Raw genomic sequence first — 23,332 nt, forward strand, 5'->3', positions numbered from 1 at the left:
CCTTTTTTATGCCTGCATTCTGACAAAACACATTCCCCTTGTAGGAGCACGGCTTGCCGGCGAAAGCGATCGTCAGGACGCCTTCGCCGGCAAACGGAACGCCGACCGGCCGCTCCTACAAGTACGGGGTTTAGCGCAGGGCGGCGATGGCGTCCACGGACTCGCGAATCAGCGCCGGGCCTTTGTAGATGAAGCCGGAATAGAGCTGCACCAGGCTCGCACCCGCCGCGATTTTCTCGGCGGCATGCTTGCCTTCGGTGATGCCGCCCACGGCAATGATCGGCAAACGACCCGCCAACTCGGCCGCCAGCACCTTCACGGTGTGGGTGCTCTTGTCACGAACCGGCGCCCCGGACAGACCGCCCGCCTCGTCACCGTATTCCATGCCTTCGACGCCAACGCGGCTCAGGGTGGTGTTGGTGGCGATCACCGCGTCCATCCCGGTTTCGATCAGCGCTTGAGCGACTTGTGCGGTTTCTTCGTCGGTCATGTCCGGTGCGATCTTGATCGCCAACGGAACATGTTTACCGTGACGCAACGCCAGCTCGGCACGACGAGTCGCCAGGTCAGCCAGCAATTGCTTGAGCGAATCACCGAACTGCAGGCTGCGCAGGCCCGGGGTGTTCGGCGAGCTGACGTTGACCGTCACATAGCTGGCGTGGGCATAGACCTTGTCCAGGCAGATCAGGTAGTCGTCGACCGCACGCTCGACCGGGGTATCGAAGTTCTTGCCGATGTTGATGCCCAGCACGCCCTTGTACTTGGCCGCAGCTACGCGGGCCAGCAGGTGATCGACGCCGAGGTTGTTGAAGCCCATGCGGTTGATGATCGCTTCAGCTTCCGGCAAACGGAAAATCCGTGGTTTCGGATTGCCCGGCTGTGGACGCGGCGTGATGGTGCCGATTTCGACAAAACCAAAACCCAACTGGGCAAAACCGTCGATGGCCGCGCCGTTCTTGTCCAGACCGGCCGCCAGACCCACCGGGTTCGGGAAGTCCAGGCCCATGACGCTCACCGGCATTTTTGCCGGCGCCTTGCACAGCAAGCCGTTGAGGCCCAAACGCCCGCCCGCGCCGATCAGGTCCAGGGACAGATCGTGGGAGGTTTCCGGGGAAAGTTTGAACAACAGCTGACGGGCCAGGGTGTACATGGGCGGCGTTGACTCGAATGGCGGCGAAATGAGGCGGCGATTATAGCCGGGCATCGGGGTCGCAAGCGAGGCGCGCGACAAAATCAGCAAGCGATGGCATATGCCTTGCACCAACACAGGCATCAGCACTCATGCCAACGACGGGATGAGTGGAAGGACAATGGCGTCGTCACCCGGCTTTGCTTGCGCGAAGGCCTGGGACGACGTTTTTTTTGGAAGGTGTTTTGCCATGAATGAAACCACAGCGGGCCCTCTGGCCTGGGTCAACGGCAGCGATGCCCCGGAAAAGACCGACATCAACCTCGGTTTCATGGCCTTGAGCGATTGCGCCTCGGTGGTGGTCGCCGCCACTCAGGGCTTCGCCCAGCCCTACGGCCTGACCTTGAACCTCAAGCGCCAGTCTTCCTGGGCCAACCTGCGGGACAAACTGGTCAGCGGCGAACTCGATGCCGCCCACAGCCTGTACGGTTTGATCTATGCCGTGCACCTGGGCATCGGCGGCGTGGCGCCGACCGAGATGGCGGTGCTCATGGGCCTGAACCAGAACGGCCAGAGCATCAACCTTTCCCACGGCTTGCAGGCGTTGGGCGTGACCGGTCCTGAAGCACTGGACCGCCACGTGCACCAAACTCGCCCAAAACTCACCTTCGCCCAGACTTTTCCGACCGGCACCCACGCCATGTGGCTGTATTACTGGCTGGCGAGCCAGGGCATTCATCCGCTGCATGACGTCGACAGTGTGGTGGTGCCGCCACCGCAAATGGTCGCGCACCTGCAAGCCGGGCGAATCGACGGTTTCTGCGTCGGTGAACCCTGGTCCGCCAGCGCCGTGAAACACAATCTCGGCTTCACCATGGCAACGACCCAGACCATCTGGCCCGATCATCCGGAAAAAGTCCTCGGCTGCACCCGCGCCTTCGTCGAGCAATACCCCAATACCGCCCGGGCGCTGGTGAAGGCGATTCTGGAGGCCAGCCGCTTCATTGAAGAAAGCGTCGAGAATCGCCGCAGCACCGCCCAATTGCTGAGCGCCCCCCAATACCTGGACGCGCCGCTCGACTGCATCGAACCGCGCCTGCTCGGCGACTACGCCGACGGCCTCGGCAACCGCTGGCAAGACCTGCACGCGCTGCGCTTCCATGGCGCTGGCGAGGTCAATCAGCCTTACCTGTCCGATGGCATGTGGTTCATGACCCAGTTCCGTCGCTGGGGTTTGCTGCGCGACGACCCGGACTACCTCGCCGTGGCCCGTCAGGTCCAGCAACTAGACTTGTATCGAGAGGCCGCCAGCGCGGTCGATGTCGATTCTTCGGCCAGGGAAATGCGCAGCAGCCAGTTGATCGACGGCAAAATCTGGGACGGCTCGGACCCGGCCGGATATGCCCGCAGCTTCAAACTGCACGCCATGAGCGACAGCTCGCCCCTACTCGCCAGCCGCTGACAGGAGACTACGAACATGCTGCGTATCCTGCTGATCAACGACACCGCGAAGAAAGTCGGCCGCTTGAAAGCCGCCCTGACCGAAGCCGGATTCGAGGTCATCGACGAGTCCGGCCTGACCATCGACCTGCCCGCGCGCGTCGAAACGGTGCGTCCGGATGTGATTTTGATCGATACCGAGTCACCGAGCCGCGATGTGATGGAGCAAGTGGTGCTGGTGAGTCGAGACCAGCCACGGCCGATTGTGATGTTTACCGACGAACATGACCCCGACGTGATGCGTCAGGCGATCAAGTCCGGGGTCAGCGCCTACATCGTCGAAGGCATTCACGCACAACGCTTGCAGCCGATTCTCGACGTGGCCATGGCACGCTTCGAAAGCGACCAGGCCCTGCGCGCGCAACTGCACGCCCGCGACCAGCAACTGGCCGAGCGCAAGCGCATCGAGCTGGCCAAGGGGCTGCTGATGAAGATGAAGGACTGCAACGAAGAAGAGGCCTACACGCTGATGCGCCGCCAGGCCATGAGCCGGCAGCAGAAGCTGATTCAGGTGGCGGAGCAGATCATTGCGATGAGTGAGCTGCTCGGCTGAAGGCCCCTTCGCGGGCAAGCCTCGCTCCTACAGAGGAATTGCGTTCGAACTGTAGGAGCGAGGCTTGCCCGCGAAAGGGTCGACCCGGTCTCGGACTGTTGGCACAAATCTCGCTAAGCAATCACTACAGGTAACCAACGGCGGTTGCCCCACCTACGACAAAGACGTCGCTCACCTCATTTGCCCATGGCGAATCGGGTGGCGGCGTTTTTTTGTTTTGGCCCCACAGACCGGGGCCGGTGGTGCGGCCGTTGCGGCCCCCCACCTGCAAGCTCATGACTCCTTCTCGAGACGACTCACAGCTGAGGTGCGCGATGAATTCAAGCTTCTGGAAATCCGGCCATACCCCGACCCTGTTCGCGGCCTTCCTCTATTTCGACCTGAGTTTCATGGTCTGGTACCTGCTCGGCCCTCTGGCGGTGCAGATTGCCGCCGACCTGCACCTGACCACCCAACAACGCGGGCTGGTGGTGGCCACGCCGATTCTGGCCGGGGCCGTACTGCGCTTTATCATGGGCATGCTGGCCGATCGCCTGTCGCCAAAAACCGCCGGGCTGATCGGCCAGGTGATCGTCATCTGCGCCCTGTTCGTCGCCTGGAAGCACGGCATCCAAAGTTACGAACAAGCGCTGCTGCTGGGCCTGTTCCTCGGCATGGCGGGCGCGTCGTTCGCCGTGGCCCTGCCGCTGGCGTCGCAGTGGTATCCGCCGCAGCATCAAGGCAAGGCCATGGGCATCGCCGGGGCCGGTAACTCGGGCACCGTGCTCGCCGCGCTGATCGCTCCGGTGCTGGCCGCCGCGTTCGGCTGGAGCAACGTGTTCGGCTTCGCGCTGATCCCGCTGATCCTGACCATCATCGTCTTCGCCTGGCTGGCCAAAAACGCGCCTGAACGGCCGAAAGCCAAGTCGGTGTCCGACTACTTCAAAGCCCTGGGCGACCGCGACAGCTGGTGGTTCATGTTTTTCTACAGCGTGACCTTTGGCGGCTTCATCGGCCTGGCCAGCGCCCTGCCCGGCTACTTCAACGACCAATACGGCCTGAGCCCGGTGACTGCCGGTTACTACACGGCGGCCTGCGTGTTTGGCGGCAGTTTGATGCGTCCTCTGGGCGGCGCACTGGCCGACCGCTTCGGCGGGATTCGCACATTGCTGGCGATGTACACGGTGGCGGCGATCTGCATTGCGGCGGTGGGTTTCAACTTGCCGAGTTCCTACGCGGCGCTGGCACTTTTCGTCTGCACAATGCTCGGTCTGGGTGCCGGTAACGGTGCGGTTTTCCAATTGGTCCCGCAACGTTTTCGTCGCGAGATCGGTGTGATGACCGGTTTGATCGGCATGGCCGGTGGCATCGGCGGCTTCGCCCTCGCGGCGGGCATGGGCGCGATCAAGCAAAGCACCGGCAGTTATCAACTGGCGCTGTGGTTGTTCGCCAGCCTCGGCGTCCTCGCCTGGTTCGGTCTGCACGGTGTGAAGCGTCGCTGGAGAACCACTTGGGGTTCCGCGGCCGTCACTGCTGCGCGGGTGTGAGGGCTGAATGAGCCTGCAACTGAGTTTTGCCGAAGCCAGCGCCATCGGTCCGCGCGAGGAGAACCAGGACGCCCTGCGCCTGGTGACGCCGGCCCCGGCACTGGCGGCGAGCAAGGGTTACCTGTTCGCCATCGCCGACGGCGTCAGCCAGTGCGCCGATGGCGGCCTCGCAGCGCGCTCGACCTTGCAGGCGCTGGCACTGGACTACTACGCCACCCCGGAAACCTGGGGTGTCGCCCAGGCACTGGATCGTTTGCTGCTGGCGCAAAATCGCTGGTTGCAGGCCAATGGCGGTGGGCAACCGCTGTTGACCACGGTCAGTGCCTTGGTCGTGCGCGGCAGGCGTTTTACCTTGGCGCATGTCGGTGACTGCAGGGTTTATCGCTGGCACGCCGATCAATTGCAGCGGGTCACGGAGGACCACGTCTGGGATCAACCGGGCATGCAGCATGTGCTCAAACGGGCGCTCGGCCTCGATCAGCATCTGGTGCTGGATTTTCTCGATGGCGAACTGCGGCTGAATGAGCATTTCGTGCTGCTCAGCGACGGCATCTGGGCTGTGCTGGGCGACACCGCGATTGCGGCGATTCTGCGCGATCAACCGGATCTGCACAGCGCCGCGCAGACCCTGGTGCATGCGGCGCATCTGGCGGGCAGTCAGGACAACGCCAGCGCGTTATTGGTGCGGGTCGATGCCCTCGGTGAAACGAGCATCGGCGATGCGTTGATTCATGTGCAGCAATGGCCACTGCCGCCAGCGCTGAAACCGGGCCAGACGTTTGAGGGCTGGCACGTCGAAGGAATACTCGGCCAGAGCCAGCAGTCGCTGCTCTATCGGGTGCGCGACGCTCAGCAACAACCCTGGCTGCTCAAAACCCTGCCCGGCGCATTGCGCGACGATCACCTGGCCGGGCAAGCCCTGCTGTCGGAGGAATGGTTTCTCAAGCGCGTGGCCGGTCGGCATTTCCCTGAAGTCCATGCCGCCAGTCAGCGTCAGCATTTGTACTACGTGATGCGTGAATATTCCGGCTCGACTTTGGCGCAACTGGCCGAGCGAACCACAACGCTGCCGCTGGCCCAATGGCAGGATCTGGCGGAACGTTTGCTGCGTGCGGTCGGTATGTTGCATCGACGGCAGATTCTGCATCGCGACATCAAACCGGAGAATCTGCTGCTGGGGGATGACGGCGAGCTGCGGTTGCTGGATTTCGGCCTGGCCTACTGCCCCGGCCTGTCTGAAGATCAGGCATCGACCCTGCCCGGAACACCCAGTTACATTGCGCCGGAAGCTTTTCGCGGTGACGCGCCGAACCCGCAACAGGATCTGTATGCGGCCGGCGTGACCTTGTATTTCCTGCTCACCGGGCATTATCCCTACGGCGAAATCGAAGCGTTCCAGCGTCCACGGTTTGGTGTACCGGTCAGCGCCAGTCGTTACCGCCCGGACCTGCCCGAGTGGATCGCACAAAGCCTGGAGCGTGCGGTGGCGGCGGACCCGGCGGAGCGATTCGAAACTGCGGAAGAATGGTTATTGGTGCTGGAACAGGGTGAACGACGCAGTTTGAGCGTACGGCCCCGGCCGCTGCTGGAGCGCGAGCCAGTGAAGGTCTGGCGGACGTTGGCGTTGGTGGCGCTGCTGGTGAATGTGGTGCTGCTGGTTTTGCTGTTTCGCGGCTAGACCGAGTCGCGCCTTTCGCGAGCAAGCTTCGCTCCTACAGGTTGCGGGTTGATCGACCTGTAGGAGCTGAGCTTGCTCGCGAAGGCGGACTGACAGCCAACACAAATCCATCAGCAACCCGCTCCATTAGCGGGCACCACGCTTCGATTCGGTGCAGAAGCCCCCTTTGATTAAGCACTCCGAGCCAACAAAACCGGGTGTAGGTCAACTTGGCACAACCACTGCATTACCTCTCTCAACAGACATAAAGCCCAGCCTTCAACGACGAAGGATGCGCTTCCCGAGAGAACGGGACCAGGACAAAGGCGTCCTCGCTAGGCAACTAGCGGGACGCCTTTTTTTGTTTGCGCAAAATTTGTCGAGCACGACCTGAACGCCCTGTCGAGGCGGGGCCGAGCTCCCCGGAGAACCTGATGAAAAAACTAAAACTGGTGATGATCGGCAACGGCATGGCCGGGGTTCGTACCCTGGAAGAGCTGCTCAAGCTGAGCAACGAGCTGTACGACATCACGGTCTTCGGTGCCGAACCCCATACCAACTACAACCGCATCCTGCTGTCGCCGGTACTGGCCGGCGAGCAAACCTTCGAAGAGATCGCGCTCAACGACCTGGACTGGTACCTGGACAACAACATCAAGTTGCTGCTCAACCGCAGAGTCGTAGAAATCGACCGGATCAAACGTCGGGTCATCGCCGACGACGGCACCGAGGCCGAATACGACCGCCTGCTGATCGCCACCGGCTCGACCCCGTTCATCCTGCCGATCCCGGGCAACACGTTGCACGGCGTGATCGGCTACCGCGACATCGCCGACACCCAAGCCATGATCAACACCGCCAAAACCCACAAGCACGCGGTGGTCATCGGTGGCGGCCTGCTCGGCCTGGAAGCGGCCAATGGCCTGATGCTGCGCGGCATGCACGTCACCGTGGTGCACAACGGTGAATGGTTGCTGGAACGGCAACTGGACAGCGTCAGCGGCCGCCTGCTGCAAACCGCGCTTGAGGACCGTGGCCTGCACTTTCGCCTGCGCGAGCAAACCCAAGCCCTGCACGATGCCGGCAATGGCCGGGTCGGCTCGGTCGAGTTCAAGAACGGCGACCGCATCCCCGCCGACCTGGTGGTGATGGCCGCCGGCATCCGCCCCGCGACCGAACTCGCGGAACGCTCCGGGCTCCCGTGCAACCGCGGGATTCTGGTCAACGACACCCTGCAAACCTACGACCCACGGGTTTACGCCATCGGCGAATGCGCCAGCCATCGCGGCATCGCCTATGGTCTGGTGGCGCCGCTGTTCGAACAGGCCAAGGTCTGCGCCAACCATCTCGCACAGCTTGGCTTCGCCAGCTACAAAGGCTCGGTGACCTCGACCAAATTGAAAGTCACCGGCATTGACCTGTTCTCCGCCGGCGATTTCATGGGCGGCGAAGGCACCGAAACCATCACCCTTTCCGACCCGATCGGCGGGATCTACAAAAAACTGGTGATCAAGGACGACGTGCTGGTCGGGGCCTGCCTGTACGGCGACACGGCCGATGGCGGTTGGTATTTCCGGCAGATTCGCGAGAACCGGAATATCGACGAAATCCGCAATCACCTGATGTTTGGTGAAACCATGCGGGAAGCCAGCTGATGAACCGCCAGATCACCGCCTCCACCTGTTGCTACTGCGGGGTCGGCTGCGGCGTGCTGATCGAGCATGACGGCGAGCGCATCCTCGGCGTCAGCGGCGATCCGGCCCACCCGGCCAACTTCGGCAAGCTGTGCAGCAAGGGCTCGACCCTGCACTTGACCGGCGACCTCGCAGCCCGAGCGCTGTACCCGGAACTGCGCCTGGGCAAAGGCCTGGCCCGCAGCCGCACCGACTGGGACACCGCCCTTGATCACGCCGCCAGCGTATTCGCCGAAACCATCGCCGAACATGGCCCGGACAGCGTGGCGTTTTACATCTCCGGGCAGTTGCTGACCGAGGACTACTACAGTTTCAACAAACTGGCGCGAGCGTTGGTCGGCACCAACAACATCGACAGCAATTCGCGCCTGTGCATGTCATCGGCAGTGGTCGGCTACAAGCGCAGCCTCGGTGCCGATGCACCGCCATGCAGCTACGAAGACCTTGAGACAAGCGACTGCGTGATGATCGTCGGCAGTAACATGGCCTACGCCCACCCGGTCCTGTTTCGTCGCCTGGAAGAGGCCAAATCCCGCCGACCACAGATGAAAGTCATCGTCATCGACCCGCGTCGTACGGATACCTGCGACTTGGCTGACCTACATCTGGCGATTCTTCCCGGCACCGATGTCGCCTTGTTCCATGGGATTTTGTACCTGCTGCTGTGGGAAGGCTGGATCGACCGCGACTTCATCGAGGCCCACACCGAAGGCCTGGCTGAACTGAAAAACCTGGTGCGCGATTACACGCCGCCAATGGTCTCGCAGCTGTGCGGGATCAGCGTTGAGCAACTGCAGCAATGCGCCGAGTGGGTCGGCACCTCGCCAAGCTTTCTGTCGCTGTGGTGCATGGGACTGAACCAGTCCACCGCCGGCAGTGCGAAAAACAGTGCCTTGATCAACCTGCACCTGGCCACCGGGCAGATCGGCCGTCCCGGCGCAGGACCTTTCTCCCTGACCGGTCAGCCGAATGCCATGGGTGGCCGCGAAACCGGCAGCCTGTCGAACCTGCTGCCAGGCCATCGCGAAGCGGCCAATGCCGAGCATCGCGCAGAAGTCGCAGCCTACTGGGGCGTGGATCAACTGCCGGCAAACACCGGGCTCACCGCGATCGAATTGTTTGAGCAGGTTCGTAACGGAACCATCAAAGCCCTGTGGATCGCCTGCACCAACCCCGCGCAATCGATGCCGGACCAGAGCGCCGTGCGCGAGGCCCTGCAAGCCTGCCCGTTCGTGGTGTTGCAGGAAGCCTTTCGCACCACTGAAACCGCCGCGTTCGCCGACTTGCTGCTGCCTGCTGCCAGTTGGGGCGAAAAAGACGGCACGGTGACCAACTCCGAACGGCGGATTTCCCACGTTCGCCGGGCGATTGTCGCTCCCGGAGAAACGCGTTCCGACTGGGCAATTACAGTGGATTTCGCACAGCGCCTGGAAAAACACCTGCGTCCCGGACAACCCAGTCTGTTTGCGTTCGACACCCCGGCGCAGGTCTTCGATGAGTACAAACTCCTGACGCGCGACCGGGACCTGGATTTGTCCGGTATCAGTCATGAGCTGATTGATCGTCTCGGTCCACAGCAATGGCCGTTTCCAGCCGGCGCCCATGAAGGTACGGCCCGACTGTATCGGGACGGAGTTTTCCCGACCGCCAACGGGCGTGCCCGGTTCGTGGCCGATCCGTACCTTGCCGCCAAGGAACAACGCGATGGGCAATTCCCGCTGACCCTGATAACCGGCCGCCTGCGCGATCAATGGCACGGCATGAGCCGCACCGGCACTGCCGCGCAGTTGTTCGGTCATGTCAGCGAGGCCGTGCTGAGCCTGCACCCGGATGAATTGCATCGCCATGGACTGCAACCGGGAGAACTGGTCAGTTTGAAAAGCCGTCGCGGCGCGGTGATTGTCGCCGTCGGCAGCGATGACAGCGTGCGTCCGGGCCAGGCGTTTCTGCCGATGCACTGGGGCGACCGGTTCCTGAAGGGCGGGGTCAATGCGCTCACCCAACCGGCGTTCGATCCGTTGTCGAAACAACCGGAACTCAAACACAGCGGCGTACGAATCGACCCCGTGCATTTGCCCTGGAACCTTTTCGTACTGATTGAGGGCGATGTTCAACAGCATTTTGAGACGCTACGACCGCTCTGTGAGGCGTTTTCCTACGTCAGCCTCAGCCTCACTGGTCGTGAGCGCCCTGCGCTGCTCATACGCGCTGCCAGCGCCACAGCGCCAGATCCGCAATTGTTATGCGAAATCGACCGCTGCCTTGGGCTCAATGAAGGGCCGGTCCTGGCGTACGACGACCCACGGCGCGCCATCGGCAAACGGGTGCGGATCGAGCATGGCCGGATCACCGCGATTCGCCTGGCCGGTGAAACCCTCGCACAGCACTGGCTGCAGGACCTTTGGCAAGAAGGTCGCGCCGATGAACAACTGCGGCGCTGGCTGCTTGCACCGCTGAGCGCACCACCGGGCAACTCCGCCACATCGGTTGCCGGCACTAAAACCTTGTGCAACTGCAAAAACGTCAGCCAAGGCGCGGTCTGTGCCGGTATCCGTCGGGGCCTGGATTTGCAGGGGTTGAAACAGGAATTGGGCTGCGGCACGCAATGCGGCTCGTGCGTCCCGGAAATCAAGCGTTTGCTGGCCGCCACGGCGCAGCCGATCGCCGTCATCTCGTGAGGAAAACACTATGAACGCAAAAGTCTGGCTGGTGGGTGCGGGTCCTGGTGATCCGGAATTGCTGACCCTCAAAGCCGTCAGGGCGCTGAGCGAAGCGGATGTGGTGCTGATCGACGACCTGGTGAATGGCGCCGTGCTGGAACATTGCCCGCAGGCGCGGATCATTCCGGTGGGCAAGCGCGGAGGTTGTCGCTCGACGCCTCAGGCGTTCATTCATCGATTGATGCTGCGTTATGCCCGCCACGGTAAATGCGTGGTGCGGCTCAAGGGTGGCGATCCGTGCATTTTTGGGCGGGGCGGTGAAGAAGCGCAGTGGCTGCGCGAACGCGGGGTCGACGTGGAGCTGGTCAATGGCATCACCGCCGGGCTGGCCGGTGCGACGCAATGCGATATTCCGCTGACCCTGCGGGGCGTGGCGCGCGGCGTGACGCTGGTCACCGCCCACACTCAGGATGGCAGCAGCCTGAATTGGCAAGCCCTGGCACAAAGTGGCACAACGCTGGTGGTGTACATGGGCGTGGCGAAGCTCAGTGAAATTCGCGAGCAACTGCTGGCCGGAGGGATGGCGGCGGATACGCCGGTGGCGATGATTGAAAACGCTTCCCTGCCGCATCAACGGGAATGTCGGAGCGATCTGACAGCGATGGAGGAAGATGCCTGCGCCTTTGAGCTGAAAAGCCCGGCGATTCTGGTGATCGGCGTTGTAGCGGCACACCCCGAAACCTGTAGGAGCCAGCTCGCTGGCGAAGAACTTGAGATCACCTCAGCGTGTCAGGCTTAACGCGTCATCGTTGACGACCATCGCCGGCAAGCCGGCTCCTACAGGGGGCCGGTGATTCGAAAACCCAAATCGCAGGCAAAGAAAAGCCCGGCCTAAGCCGGGCTTTTCTCAGAGCTGCGGGCTAATTACTTAGCTTGAGCTTCAACCTGCGCTTCTACGCGACGGTTTACAGCGCGGCCAGCGTCAGTTTTGTTGTCAGCAACTGGGCGGGATTCGCCGTAGCCAACAGACTGAACGCGGGACGATTCAACACCGTACTGGTTGGTCAGAACTTGCTTAACGGCGTTTGCACGACGCTCGGACAGTTTCTGGTTGTAAGCGTCAGGACCGACGTTGTCAGTGTGACCTTCAACAGTAGTGGTGGTGGATGGGTACTGCTTCATGAAGTCAGCCAGGTTCTTGATGTCGCCGTAGCTGTTGGTTTTAACAACAGATTTGTCGAAATCGAACTTAACGTCCAGCTCAACACGAACGACTTCGGCAACTGCTGGGCAGCCATCAGCGTCAACAGTTACGTTGGCTGGGGTGTCCGGGCACTTGTCAACGTTGTCGCAAACGCCATCGTTGTCGCTGTCGGAGCAGACTTCAGCTGGTGCTGGAACTGGAGCAGCTGCAGGCTTGGAGCCGCCACCGAAGTTCACACCGATACCGACGCTTGGAGCCCACTCGGTGTCACCTTGGTCGATGTTGTACTGAGCTTCAACGCCGGCACGGGCGTAGAAATTGTCAGTGAAGTACAGCTTGGCACCGCCGCCAACGTTGGCGAAGGTGGAACCGTTACGACCACCGCGATCGTTCTGACCGATGCTCTGATCGGAGAAGCCGGCCGAAACGTACGGACGCAGCATGTCGCCTGGGTTGTTGAAGTGGTACAGAGCGTCCAGGGCAGTGTTGGAGCCCTTGATGTTCTTGCCCGACTCGCTACGAACGTTGTGCACTTCGTCGTAGCCCAGACGCAGTTCAACGTCGTCGGTCAGGAAGTAACCAACCGAACCACCGAACAGGTTGCCGTCGTTTTTGAAATCGCGCTGGCTATCGTAATACTCTTTCTTTGCAAAGCCTTCGATTTCAACTGCGCCTTGGCCTTGTGCCAATGCGCCGAACGAAGTGGCCGCAATAAGAGAACCAATGGCCAAGCCCAAGGTGTTTTTCAGTTTCATCCGTTAAATCCCCATCTGGTGATTGTGAAGCAGTCCCGCAAACCGGGGGACAACTCGGCGGCAAGTCTATCAGAACTTGCCTACACGTAAGAGATATTTGCGCCGAACTAAGTTTCAGCAATGCCTGCAAATTTCTCACGCAATTTGTCTAGAGCGCGTTTGTAACGCATTTTTGTCGCACTCAAACCCATGTGCATGATGTCTGCGATCTCCTGAAACTCTAGCTCTGCGACAAATCGTAGCACCAGAATTTCACGGTCAATCGGGTTCACATACACTAGCCAGCGATCAAGCCCGCCCTTCTCCTCGGGTTTCGGCGCCTTTTCTTCAGACGCTTCCTCGAGGGGGTCCAGACTCAATGCGTCCATCAAGCGACGCTTTCGCCGTTCTTTCCGATACTGTGTGATGCACTCGTTGTACGTGATGCTATATAGCCATGTCTTGAACTTCGATTTACCTTCGAAGTTCTTCAAGCCATACAACACCTTCAACATCACTTCCTGACAGACATCGTCTGCATCGCGATCGTTCCCAAGATATCGTGCACAAACGTTAAATAATGTTCGTTGGTAACGGCGCATCAATTCTTCATAGGCGCGCGTTACGTGAAACAGCTCGGTATGCGAGCGCGCGACCAACTCCTCATCAGAGAGCTCGCGGGGGTCGTAGCGCGTGGAGAGCGATTGAGCTTTATTCAAAACAAGTCTGGCCGACAGTCAGGTCAATGTCCGCCGCAGCCCTTCAGGGCATTTTGCGGCGGCATACATTAGCAGGGTTTGCCGGGTTAGCGGCTACTCACATGCTGCTCCAGGAGAATCCGATTAGAGAGAGAGACTAGCTCACCCTCATCGGTCAGCAATGTGGTCTTAACCGTGCCGATCTCTTCGATCTGACCTTCGACCTCGCCAACACGCACTTGTTGCCCAACCTGATACAACTCACGCACATAGATTCCCGCAAGAATCTGACCGGCAATTTCCCGGCTTCCCAACCCCATGGCCAGCGCTACCGCCAGACCAACGGTAATCAAAACAATCACAATCACATGGTTGAGCAGGTCAGTCTTGACCTCCAACTGGCTGATTGCGACCGAAATACTGATGATAATCACCAGGCCCTGGGCAATTCGCCCCAGCCCGGCGGCGTAATCCAGCCCTACGCCCTCTGCCGCACCTCGCACCAGCCCATTGGCCAGTTGTGCCAGCAAAACACCTACCAGCAGCACCAGCGCGGCGCCAAACACTTTCGGCAAATACAGCGCAAGCATGTCCAGCGTAGCCGAAACTCGCTCAAGTCCAAGCGATTCTGCTGCAGAAACCAGAAAAATCAGCAAAACGAACCAATAGACAATTTTGCCTATCAGCGTCGAAATCGGCACTTGAAGGCCGGCCCGGGACAGCAATTTTGTCAGACCGGTGCCGCCCATCAAGCGGTCGAGACCGAGCTTGGCGAGCAACTTGGACAGCAAAGTATCCAAAAGTTTCGCCACGACGAAACCCAACAGCAGCACGACCAGTGCGCCGAACAGGTTCGGAATGAAATTCGCAACCTTGGTCCATAACGCAGTCATTGCAGTGACGAGGCTCTGAGTCCAGAGATCAAGTTCCATATTCAATCAGCCTTATCAGCAGTGCGAACGGTAGGTTTACGGTGACGGGAAACCGGCGAGACGTGAGCCGATCCGTTGTTCAAGGCGATCATCAGCGCGGGCAACCAGCGGCCCAGCAGGCTGAACAGATCACCGGCGCCGACCTGGCGGTTGGCGGTTTTCAGGACGCGCCCAAGACACGCATCGTCGTCGCGGGTAGACGGCGAAGCGTTCAGCATGTCACGCAAAGACTGTTCAAACGGATCGTGCATACGCACCTCTCGTGATGTCTGTGAAAGACGCGGTCAAATTTACCCGGGTCACATGGCGCATCGTCATACCCAGCGCAAACGTCGGAATAACCACCACTGCCCCAGTGCCACCGAGATCATCATCAGGCAGGCAATCAGGAAGCCATACGGGCTGGCAGAGAACGGAATACCGCCGACGTTGATACCCAAAAGACCGGTCAGAAAACTCATCGGCAAAAAGATTCCGGTGATGATCCCGAAGCGGTACATCGTGCGATTCATACGCACGCTCAAACGTCTGTCCTCGGCCTCGAGGACCAGCCCCACACGCTCCCGGGTCAATTCCAGCTCCTCAAGATAGCGGGTCAGGCTGTTGTTCAATTCGTTCCAGTAGTCGCCGTCATCTTCGACAAACCAGGGCAATTTTATCCGGGTCAGTTGTCCGAAAATATCCCGCTGCGGTGCCAGGAAACGTTTCAGCGCAGCAGCCCTGCGACGGATCTGCAAAATGGAGTCATGCTCGGGCGAATACCGTTCGTCGGCATCCAGTTTTTCTTCTTCCTCATCGACCACTTCCGAGAGGCAACTGACCAGATCCTGCACCTTATTGGTGAGGTACTGGGCCATATAAAGGATGAGTTCAGAGGCGGTCTTCGGCCCCTTGCCCTCCGCGAGCTGCACCAGCAACTCGTCGGTGGCGCGCAATGGACGCAGGCGCAGGGAAATAACCCGCTGTGCCGAGGCGAAGATCCGCACCGAGACCATGTCTTCCGGCTCGGCCCCGGGGTTGAGGTTGACCCCACGCAAAAATAGCAGCAGTTCGCTGTCGGAAAGCTGTAGAAGACGCGGACGGGTGTTTTCTTCCAGCAGCAGATCACAGCTGAATTCGCTCAGACCGCTGGATTTGCGCAGCCAGGTCTGGGTTTGCGGGTGACTGCGATCCCAGTGCAGCCACAGGCTTTCATGGGCCTGAAGCTGCAAGTCATCGAGTTCAGTCCGGGCTATCGAACGCGCGCCGCCTTTACCATCCAGCACCAGGGCATGCACCAGCCCCCACTGCGCGTTTTCTTCCTCGAACATCCTCACCCCTTCGGTTGGCGCAACGCTTATTCAGGCATCTTCAGCGGGCTTGGCGAGATGATCACGCCATTATTGTCCGCATAAATGTATTCGCCTGGACGGAACGTCACACCGGCAAACGTCACCACAACGTTGAGATCGCCAATGCCACGCTTGTCGGTTTTCATCGGGTGACTGGCCAGGGCCTGAACGCCCAGATCAGTCTGCGCGATGACATCGACGTCGCGGATGCACCCGTAGATCACCATCCCTTCCCAACCGTTTTTAGCGGCTTTCTCGGCGATCATGTCGCCCAGCAGCGCGCGACGCAGGGAACCGCCACCATCGACCACCAACACCTTGCCATTACCCTTGAGTTCGGCTTGCTCCTTGACCAGCGAGTTGTCTTCGAAGCACTTGATGGTCACGATTTCGCCGCCGAAGGAATCACGGCCGCCGAAATTGCTGAACATCGGTTCCAGCACCTGTACCAGTTCCGGATAGGCGTCGCACAGGTCAGGCGTGAGGTAATGGTTCATCGAGAAACTCCTGTAAAGAGGAAGACAATCGAGGATGTCGCAAAGTGACCAGAAAAGCTCAATGCGTCATATCTTAGCCGCAAGCCGATCAGAGCGGAATGCCCTTGATAGAGCATCAGGCTCAGACTGCCGAGGCCAAATCCGCTTTTTCACCGAGCAAAGGCGTGTGCTGGTCCGACAGCCAACGCGCCACCAACGGCCAGACTTCGGCTTGAGCGGCTTTGCTGACCAACATTTCCACGTGACCGAAATTGTCGCCAAAGCCCTGCTCGCGGCCAAGGTTGATGAATTGCTTGTGCTCGGAACCGATCTGATCAAACAACTTGCGGCACGCCCACGCTGGATCCTGATGATCGCTGACGGCGCTCACGGCCAACACAGGGCTCTGAACGTCAGCCAATCCGGCCCACCAATCCTTGTCGGCATCACCAAAACGCCCGAACAGGCCATACCAACGCATGCTTTCCAGGGCCAGGCCAATCGGCTCGTCCTCCGGGCCGCGCTTGAGCCGTGAACCGGACAGTTGGGCGAAACGCTTGAGAATGAAGCGCCCGCTCCACTCCACCGGCGGAATTTTCAACGGCCAATAGGTGCGGCTGACTTGCGTACCGAAGAATGCCGCAGACGCGACGACCGGTTCACCGATGTACCCGCCACCCAAGGCTGCCGCCAGGGTAATGCCACCTAGCGAGTGACCGATCCAGTGCGGAACCTGGCCGCTCTGCTCACGCACGAACGCGCCAATGGCCGGCAGATCGTAACGAGCGTAGTCGGCGACGCGGTTCTTGCGATAGTTCTGGTTGCGCTGGGACAGGCCATGACCGCGCATTTCCGCGATCCACACATCGAATCCCAGACGCGCCAGATAGGCGCCCAGCCCCAGGCCTTTTGGGGAGAACCAGAAGCGCCGATTGGAAAAGCTGCCGTGCAACAGAATCACCGGCACACCACCGTGCGCGGGTGCGTCTGCCATGCCCAGACGGGTCACGGCCAGTTCCACGGTGCCGTCAGGGCTGTTGCCGGGTTTCAAACGATAGACGTCTTCGCTCAGATCGCCGCGCCGCTCGGCGCTGATCAGGGCGACAGGAAATAGGTTGCTGCTGCTTTGCATAGTCTCTTGCACAAAAAAGGGCGGCATCCAGAGGAGCCCGCCCTACTTCAATCTCTTAAAACGGCCGCCCCCTGTAGGAGCACAGCTTGCTGGCGATGGCGATTTTGAAGACGCCATCGCGGGCAAGCCTTGCTCCTACAGTGAGCGAGCCGTTCCCACACCATCAAGCCGAAGCTTGACCTTCAGCCAGGAAGAACCAGGTTTCCAGTACGGAATCGGGGTTCAACGAAACGCTTTCGATGCCCTGCTCCATCAGCCACTTGGCCAGATCAGGGTGGTCCGAAGGACCCTGACCGCAGATACCGATGTACTTGCCCGCCTTGTTGCACGCAGCAATGGCGTTCGCCAGCAGCTTCTTGACCGCAGGGTTACGCTCGTCGAACAGGTGAGCGATGATCCCGGAGTCACGGTCCAGGCCCAGCGTCAGCTGAGTCAGGTCGTTGGAGCCGATGGAGAAACCGTCGAAGAACTCAAGGAATTCTTCCGCCAGAATCGCGTTGGACGGCAGTTCGCACATCATGATCACGCGCAGACCGTTGTCGCCACGGGCCAGACCGTTTTCGGCCAGCAGGTCGACGACCTGGCTCGCTTCGCCCAGGGTACGGACGAACGGCACCATGATTTCAACGTTGGTCAGACCCATCTCGTTGCGCACACGCTTGAGGGCGCGGCATTCGAGTTCGAAGCAGTCACGGAACGATTCGCTGATGTAACGCGAGGCGCCACGGAAGCCCAGCATCGGGTTTTCTTCTTCCGGCTCGTAAAGCTTGCCGCCGATCAGGTTCGCGTATTCGTTGGACTTGAAGTCCGACAGACGCACGATGACCTTTTTCGGATAAAACGCAGCCGCCAGCGTGCTGATGCCTTCGACCAGTTTCTCGACGTAGAAGCCGACTGGATCGTTGTAACCGGCGATGCGCTTGTCGACGCTGTCCTTGATTTCCTGCGGCAGGCCGTCGTAGTTCAACAGCGCTTTAGGGTGCACACCGATCATGCGGTTGATGATGAATTCCAGACGGGCCAGGCCCACACCGGCGTTCGGCAGTTGCGCGAAATCGAAGGCGCGGTCCGGGTTGCCGACGTTCATCATGATCTTGAACGGCAGATCCGGCATGGCATCCACGGAGTTTTTCTTGATGTCGAAGCCCAGCTCACCTTCGAAGATGTAACCGGTGTCGCCTTCCGCGCAGGAAACGGTCACGCCCTGGCCGTCTTTCAGCAGTTGGGTGGCGTTGCCGCAACCGACTACGGCCGGAATGCCCAGTTCGCGAGCGATGATCGCCGCGTGGCAGGTACGACCGCCACGGTTGGTGACGATGGCGCTGGCGCGCTTCATGACCGGTTCCCAGTCCGGGTCAGTCATGTCGGAAACCAGCACGTCGCCCGGCTGGACTTTGTCCATCTCGGACACGTCCTTGATGATACGGACTTTGCCGGCGCCGATGCGCTGGCCGATGGCGCGACCTTCAACCAGCACGGTGCCGGTTTCTTTCAACAGGTAACGTTCCATGACGTTGGCCTGGGTGCGGCTCTTCACGGTTTCAGGACGGGCCTGAACGATGTAGAGCTTGCCGTCGTCGCCGTCTTTGGCCCATTCGATGTCCATCGGGCACTGGTAGTGCTTCTCGATGATCATCGCTTGCTTGGCCAGTTCGCTGACTTCGGCGTCACTCAGGCAGAAACGTGCGCGATCGGCCTTGTCGACGTCGATGGTCTTGACCGACTTGCCGGCCGTGGCGACTTCGCCGTAGATCATCTTGATGGCTTTGCTGCCCAGGTTGCGACGCAGGATGGCCGGACGACCGGCGGCCAGCGTGCCTTTGTGGACGTAGAACTCATCCGGGTTCACCGCGCCTTGTACGACGGTTTCACCCAGGCCGTAGGCGCCGGTGATGAACACCACGTCACGGAAGCCCGATTCGGTATCGAGGGTGAACATCACGCCGGCAGTGCCGGTTTCGGAGCGGACCATGCGCTGCACGCCAGCCGACAGGGCGACCAGCTTGTGGTCGAAGCCCTGGTGCACGCGGTAGGAAATCGCACGGTCGTTGAACAGCGAAGCGAACACCTCTTTGGCGGCGCGAATGACGTTTTCGACACCACGGATGTTCAGGAAAGTTTCCTGCTGACCGGCGAAGGAAGCGTCCGGCAGGTCTTCGGCGGTAGCGGAAGAGCGCACTGCCACGGCCATGTCAGGGTTACCGGCCGACAGCGTGGCGAACGCGGTGCGGATCTCGGTGTTGAGCTTCTCGGGGAACTCGGCTTCCATGATCCATTGACGGATCTGGGCGCCGGTCTTGGCCAGGGCGTTGACATCATCGACGTCCAGGGCGTCGAGGGCGGCGTGGATCTGATCGTTCAGGCCGCTCAGTTCCAGAAAATCACGATAAGCCTGAGCTGTCGTGGCGAAGCCACCGGGCACCGATACACCGGCACCTGCAAGGTTACTGATCATCTCGCCCAGGGATGCGTTCTTGCCCCCCACATGCTCAACATCGTGTTTGCCGAGCTTATCGAGGGAAACTACGTACTCTACCAAGGTGATCTCTCCACTAACTGTGTTGGAAAAGCTCAGAAGCCGGCGCTCGAAAGGAGCATTTGCCGGCTGTATGGCCTGGACCTGGAAAATAAGTGAGAATGCGGGCCACTCGAGGCCGGCAAACCGCGCCTATCATATCCAAGATTCGTCACTAGCTTAAGGCCCAAGGTGCAAATGAAACGATCTGCTTTCTTTATCTCCGATGGCACCGGCATTACCGCCGAAACCCTGGGTCAAAGCCTCCTGGCGCAGTTCGAAAACATTACCTTCAGCAAATTCACGCGGCCGTACATCGACAACGTGGATAAAGCGCGGGCCATGGTACAACAAATCAACAAGGCCGCCGAAACCGACGGCTTCCGGCCGATCATATTCGACACCATCGTCAACCAGGACATTCGTGAGATCCTCGCAACGTCCAATGGTTTCATGATCGACATTTTCTCGACTTTCCTGGCACCGCTTGAACAGGAACTGACCGAGCATTCTTCCTACACTGTCGGCAAGTCTCACTCTATCGGTGGCAACTCCAATTACATGGAGCGCATCGAGGCGGTGAACTTCGCCCTCGACAACGACGACGGTGCGCGCACGCATTATTACGACAAGGCCGACCTGATCCTAGTGGGGGTGTCGCGTTGTGGTAAGACACCGACGTGCCTGTACATGGCGATGCAATTCGGCATCCGCGCGGCCAACTATCCGTTGACCGAAGACGACATGGAGCGCCTGACGCTGCCAAACGCCCTGCGCGCCCACCAGCACAAGTTGTTCGGACTGACCATCGACCCGGACCGCCTGACCGCGATCCGCAACGAGCGCAAGCCCAACAGCCGCTATTCGAGCTACGCGCAGTGCGAGTTTGAAGTGCGCGAGGTGGAGAACCTGTTCCGCCGCGAGAATATTGCGCACATAAACTCCACGCATTTTTCGGTGGAAGAGATTTCGGCGAAGATTCTGGTGGAGAAAGGTGTGGAGCGGCGGTTCAAGTAGATTTGTAGCGCCCTTCAGGCCGCCTTCGCGGGCAAGCCTCGCTCCTACAGGATGTCCGCGAACCCTGTAGGAGCGAGGCTTGCCCGCGAAGAACGATTACACGGTTTCTGTTATTGCTCCGACCAACGCTTCAAACCCTCGAATCAACAATCCATCATCCCCCGCCGAATTACACACACTCGCCCGAATGAACTGCGGCACCGCCCCATGCCCGACCGCAAACGCCTCGGCGGTGGCGACCAGGTAATTGTTCTCCTTGAGTTCCGCCGCAATCTGCGACGCCCGCCATGGCTCGGGCACTTCGATCCAGAAGTGCGGGCTGTCGGGATGGGTTTTGTACACCACGCCCTCCAACACCCCACAGACCAACGCCTTGCGCCGACCGATCTCGATAATCTGCCGAGCCAGCAACTGCGCCGCACTACCGTTTTCGATCCAAAGGCTCGCCACCTCCAGCGCCAACGGACTGGCCATCCAGCACGTTCCGCGTACCGCCGCGCTCAAGCGTCCGATCAACGGTTGCGGCGCATGCAGATAACCGACGCGCAACCCCGCCGAAACCGCTTTGCTCAGGCTGCCAATCAACACCGAGCGCTCCGGGGCGAAATAACTCAAGGGCAACGGTCGCTGCCGAGCCAACACCGCGTGGGCTTCATCCTCAAAGATCAGCAGATTGTGCTGCCGACAGACCTCGGCAATCGCCTCACGCCGTGGGACGGACATCACCGCCGCCGTAGGATTCTGGATCGTCGGCGTGCAGTACAGCGCCGACACACGATGGTTGCGGCAAACGTCTTCCAGCGCATCCGGCATCAGCCCTTCGTCATCCATCGCGACGCCGATCAGTTTGATCCCAAGCATGCGTGCAACGCTGATCAACCCCGGGTAAGTCAGGTGCTCCGTGACCACGGTATCGCCCGCCTTGAGCAACCCCATCAAGGCACACAACAGACCGTGCTGGCCGCCGTTCACGCACACGACCTGCTCGGCATCCGGCACAAATTGCAGGTGCCGCAACCAGTGCGCACCCGCCGCGCGATGGCGTAGCGATCCGGCATCGGCGGTGTAGCCGCCGATGCTGTGCAAGGCATCGGGATCGTGCGCCAACGCCTGCAAGCTCTGGCTTAAAAACAGTGCTTCCTGCCCCGGAATCGGTTGATTACGGCTCATGTCGAAACATGCCTGCGGCTCGTCGCTGACGTTGCGAAAGCCAGCATCGCGCTGACGTTCCATCCCGCGCTGACGCACGTAAGTGCCATCTCCTACGCGAGCGACCACCCTTCCTACGCGTTCGAGTTCGCCGTAAGCACGGCTGACGGTGCCGATGGTCACGCCGAGGCTGTCGGCCAACAGCCGATGCGGCGGCAGTTTGCAGCCGGGCTCGATCACGCCTTCCACAATCGCTTTTTCCACAGCGTCCGCCAGGCGCTTGTACTTCACGCCCAGTCCGTTGACGAGCCCGTCGCGCAGGATTGACACCATGGCAATACTTACTTTGACACTCATTTAAGTCCCGAATAGCGTGCTTTAAACAGGTTCAATCAGGGATAGACCTTTTGCAGACGCAGGTCAATTCCGACAACAAAAAAGGAACTCGATCATGTCCATCGCTCTCAGCGCGAATTCAAGCACTGGAAAACCCTGGTTAGCCGCGCTGATCACCAGCGTCCTGTTTCTGATCGTGTGCCTGAGCTGGGGAACGACATGGCTCGGGATCAAGATTGCGGTTGAAACGGTGCCACCGCTGACGGCCGCCGGGCTGCGGTTTCTGATCGCCTTTCCGTTGTTCCTTGCTTTCGCCCTCATCCGTCGTGAACCGTTGATGTTCCCCAAGGAAAGCCGCTGGTTTTTCCTGTTCGTGACGCTGTCGTATTTCAGCCTGCCGTATTACTTGCTCAATTACGGCGAGATGCACGTTTCATCAGGCCTGACAGCCCTGCTGTTCAGTTGCATGCCGGTGTTCATCCTGGTGTTTTCCGCGCTGTTTCTGCGAGAAAAAATCTACCCGTCACAAGTGCTCGGCATTGCCATCGGCTTCGGCAGTCTGTTCATGATTATTCGCAGCCAGGGATTGCACCTGGACCACGCCGAGCTGCTCGGTGTGCTGGCGATTCTCTGTGCGGCGGTGATGCATGCGTTGTGTTACGTGGTGACCAAGAAACACGGCTCGGCGATCAGCGTCATTACCTACAACACGCTGCCGATCGGCATTGCGGGCTTGATGCTGTTTGTCGCGGGGCTGAATGTCGAAGCGCCGGTGTTCGATGGGATCAGCCTGCGTTCCTGGGGCGCCCTGCTCTACCTGGGGCTGGTGGCGTCGGTGGGCGGGTTTATCGTTTATTTTTTGCTGCTCAAGCGCTTGAGCCCGATCATTTTGTCGTTTGTGTTCATCATTTTCCCGGTGTTCGCCGTGATCATCGGCGCTTGGTATGAGGGGCAAAGTCTTTCGCGAGAGTTGATGATCTATTCGGCGATCTTGTTGAGCGGGTTTGCAATCACCAAATTACCGCTAGAGAAATGGCTGACACGGAACCTGTAGGAGCCAGGCTTGCCGGCGAAGGCGTCCTTGAATAC

Annotated in this window: 18 protein-coding genes and 1 pseudogene; 9 read left to right on the forward strand and 10 right to left on the reverse strand. The window is 60.0% G+C overall.

The window, feature by feature from the left end:
* Positions 1-130 precede the first annotated feature (130 nt).
* A complete protein-coding gene (locus KGA97_RS06650; protein WP_032832392.1) occupies positions 131-1,150 on the reverse strand; it encodes a quinone-dependent dihydroorotate dehydrogenase in 1,020 nt (339 codons plus the stop codon).
* Positions 1,151-1,379: 229 nt separating this feature from the next.
* On the opposite strand from KGA97_RS06650, the gene KGA97_RS06655 reads away from it, so the two are divergent.
* From KGA97_RS06655 to cobA, 7 genes and pseudogenes are all read left to right on the forward strand, one after another.
* Positions 1,380-2,591 carry a CmpA/NrtA family ABC transporter substrate-binding protein gene (locus KGA97_RS06655; RefSeq protein WP_008027389.1) on the forward strand — a complete coding sequence of 404 codons (1,212 nt, stop codon included), beginning with the start codon at positions 1,380-1,382 and terminating at the stop codon, positions 2,589-2,591.
* 15 nt (positions 2,592-2,606) lie between these two features.
* A complete protein-coding gene (locus tag KGA97_RS06660; protein ID WP_008027390.1) occupies positions 2,607-3,182 on the forward strand; it encodes an ANTAR domain-containing response regulator in 576 nt (191 codons plus the stop codon).
* 314 nt (positions 3,183-3,496) lie between these two features.
* Complete coding sequence (locus KGA97_RS06665) at positions 3,497-4,708, forward strand: nitrate/nitrite transporter (RefSeq protein ID WP_008027395.1); 1,212 nt, start codon at positions 3,497-3,499, stop codon at positions 4,706-4,708.
* 7 nt (positions 4,709-4,715) lie between these two features.
* Positions 4,716-6,386 (forward strand): bifunctional protein-serine/threonine kinase/phosphatase, encoded by a 1,671-nt coding sequence (locus KGA97_RS06670; protein WP_223480439.1) that lies wholly within the window; start codon positions 4,716-4,718, stop codon positions 6,384-6,386.
* Positions 6,387-6,799: 413 nt separating this feature from the next.
* Positions 6,800-7,999: pseudogene (locus KGA97_RS06675) on the forward strand (NAD(P)/FAD-dependent oxidoreductase); the annotation flags it as partial.
* Positions 8,000-8,019: 20 nt separating this feature from the next.
* Positions 8,020-10,737, forward strand: coding sequence for a nitrate reductase (locus tag KGA97_RS06680; RefSeq protein WP_223480440.1), 2,718 nt, complete (start codon positions 8,020-8,022; stop codon positions 10,735-10,737).
* A 10-nt stretch (positions 10,738-10,747) separates the two neighbouring features.
* Entirely contained in the window at positions 10,748-11,518 is a 771-nt protein-coding gene (cobA, locus tag KGA97_RS06685) for a uroporphyrinogen-III C-methyltransferase (RefSeq protein WP_223480441.1), read from the forward strand.
* 125 nt (positions 11,519-11,643) lie between these two features.
* Here cobA and KGA97_RS06690 read toward each other — a convergent pair whose 3' ends face one another.
* The 8 genes from KGA97_RS06690 to ppsA all read right to left on the reverse strand — a co-directional run bounded on the left by KGA97_RS06690 (position 11,644) and on the right by ppsA (position 19,765).
* A complete protein-coding gene (locus tag KGA97_RS06690) occupies positions 11,644-12,678 on the reverse strand; it encodes an OmpA family protein (protein ID WP_008027405.1) in 1,035 nt (344 codons plus the stop codon).
* A gap of 107 nt (positions 12,679-12,785) precedes the next feature.
* Positions 12,786-13,376 carry an RNA polymerase sigma factor SigX gene (gene sigX / locus KGA97_RS06695; protein WP_017337463.1) on the reverse strand — a complete coding sequence of 197 codons (591 nt, stop codon included), beginning with the start codon at positions 13,374-13,376 and terminating at the stop codon, positions 12,786-12,788.
* A gap of 86 nt (positions 13,377-13,462) precedes the next feature.
* A complete protein-coding gene (locus tag KGA97_RS06700) occupies positions 13,463-14,287 on the reverse strand; it encodes a mechanosensitive ion channel family protein (RefSeq protein WP_008027407.1) in 825 nt (274 codons plus the stop codon).
* Between the two features lie 2 nt (positions 14,288-14,289).
* Positions 14,290-14,538: a hypothetical protein gene (locus tag KGA97_RS06705; RefSeq protein WP_007944521.1), complete on the reverse strand. Its 249-nt coding sequence runs from the start codon at positions 14,536-14,538 to the stop codon at positions 14,290-14,292.
* A gap of 63 nt (positions 14,539-14,601) precedes the next feature.
* Positions 14,602-15,597: a zinc transporter ZntB gene (locus KGA97_RS06710; protein ID WP_008027409.1), complete on the reverse strand. Its 996-nt coding sequence runs from the start codon at positions 15,595-15,597 to the stop codon at positions 14,602-14,604.
* A gap of 26 nt (positions 15,598-15,623) precedes the next feature.
* Positions 15,624-16,115, reverse strand: a complete 492-nt coding sequence (gene rraA / locus KGA97_RS06715; RefSeq protein WP_008037775.1) for a ribonuclease E activity regulator RraA — start codon at positions 16,113-16,115, stop codon at positions 15,624-15,626.
* Positions 16,116-16,236: 121 nt separating this feature from the next.
* A complete protein-coding gene (locus KGA97_RS06720; RefSeq protein ID WP_032832384.1) occupies positions 16,237-17,226 on the reverse strand; it encodes an alpha/beta fold hydrolase in 990 nt (329 codons plus the stop codon).
* Positions 17,227-17,389: 163 nt separating this feature from the next.
* A complete protein-coding gene (ppsA, locus tag KGA97_RS06725) occupies positions 17,390-19,765 on the reverse strand; it encodes a phosphoenolpyruvate synthase (RefSeq protein WP_008027416.1) in 2,376 nt (791 codons plus the stop codon).
* 174 nt (positions 19,766-19,939) lie between these two features.
* On the opposite strand from ppsA, the gene KGA97_RS06730 reads away from it, so the two are divergent.
* Positions 19,940-20,758: a pyruvate, water dikinase regulatory protein gene (locus KGA97_RS06730; protein WP_008027418.1), complete on the forward strand. Its 819-nt coding sequence runs from the start codon at positions 19,940-19,942 to the stop codon at positions 20,756-20,758.
* Positions 20,759-20,854: 96 nt separating this feature from the next.
* Here the strand turns inward: KGA97_RS06730 and KGA97_RS06735 are convergent, their stop codons facing one another.
* The gene (locus tag KGA97_RS06735) at positions 20,855-22,264 is read right to left on the reverse strand and encodes a PLP-dependent aminotransferase family protein (protein ID WP_223480442.1); all 1,410 of its coding nucleotides are present in this window, start codon (positions 22,262-22,264) and stop codon (positions 20,855-20,857) included.
* Between the two features lie 94 nt (positions 22,265-22,358).
* Between KGA97_RS06735 and KGA97_RS06740 the strand changes: the two genes are divergently transcribed.
* Positions 22,359-23,297, forward strand: a complete 939-nt coding sequence (locus KGA97_RS06740) for a DMT family transporter (protein WP_223480443.1) — start codon at positions 22,359-22,361, stop codon at positions 23,295-23,297.
* The last annotated feature ends 35 nt before the right edge of the window (positions 23,298-23,332 follow it).

This window comes from Pseudomonas sp. BF-B-15, from assembly GCF_019946675.1.
Taxonomy (GTDB): Bacteria; Pseudomonadota; Gammaproteobacteria; order Pseudomonadales; family Pseudomonadaceae; genus Aquipseudomonas; species Aquipseudomonas migulae.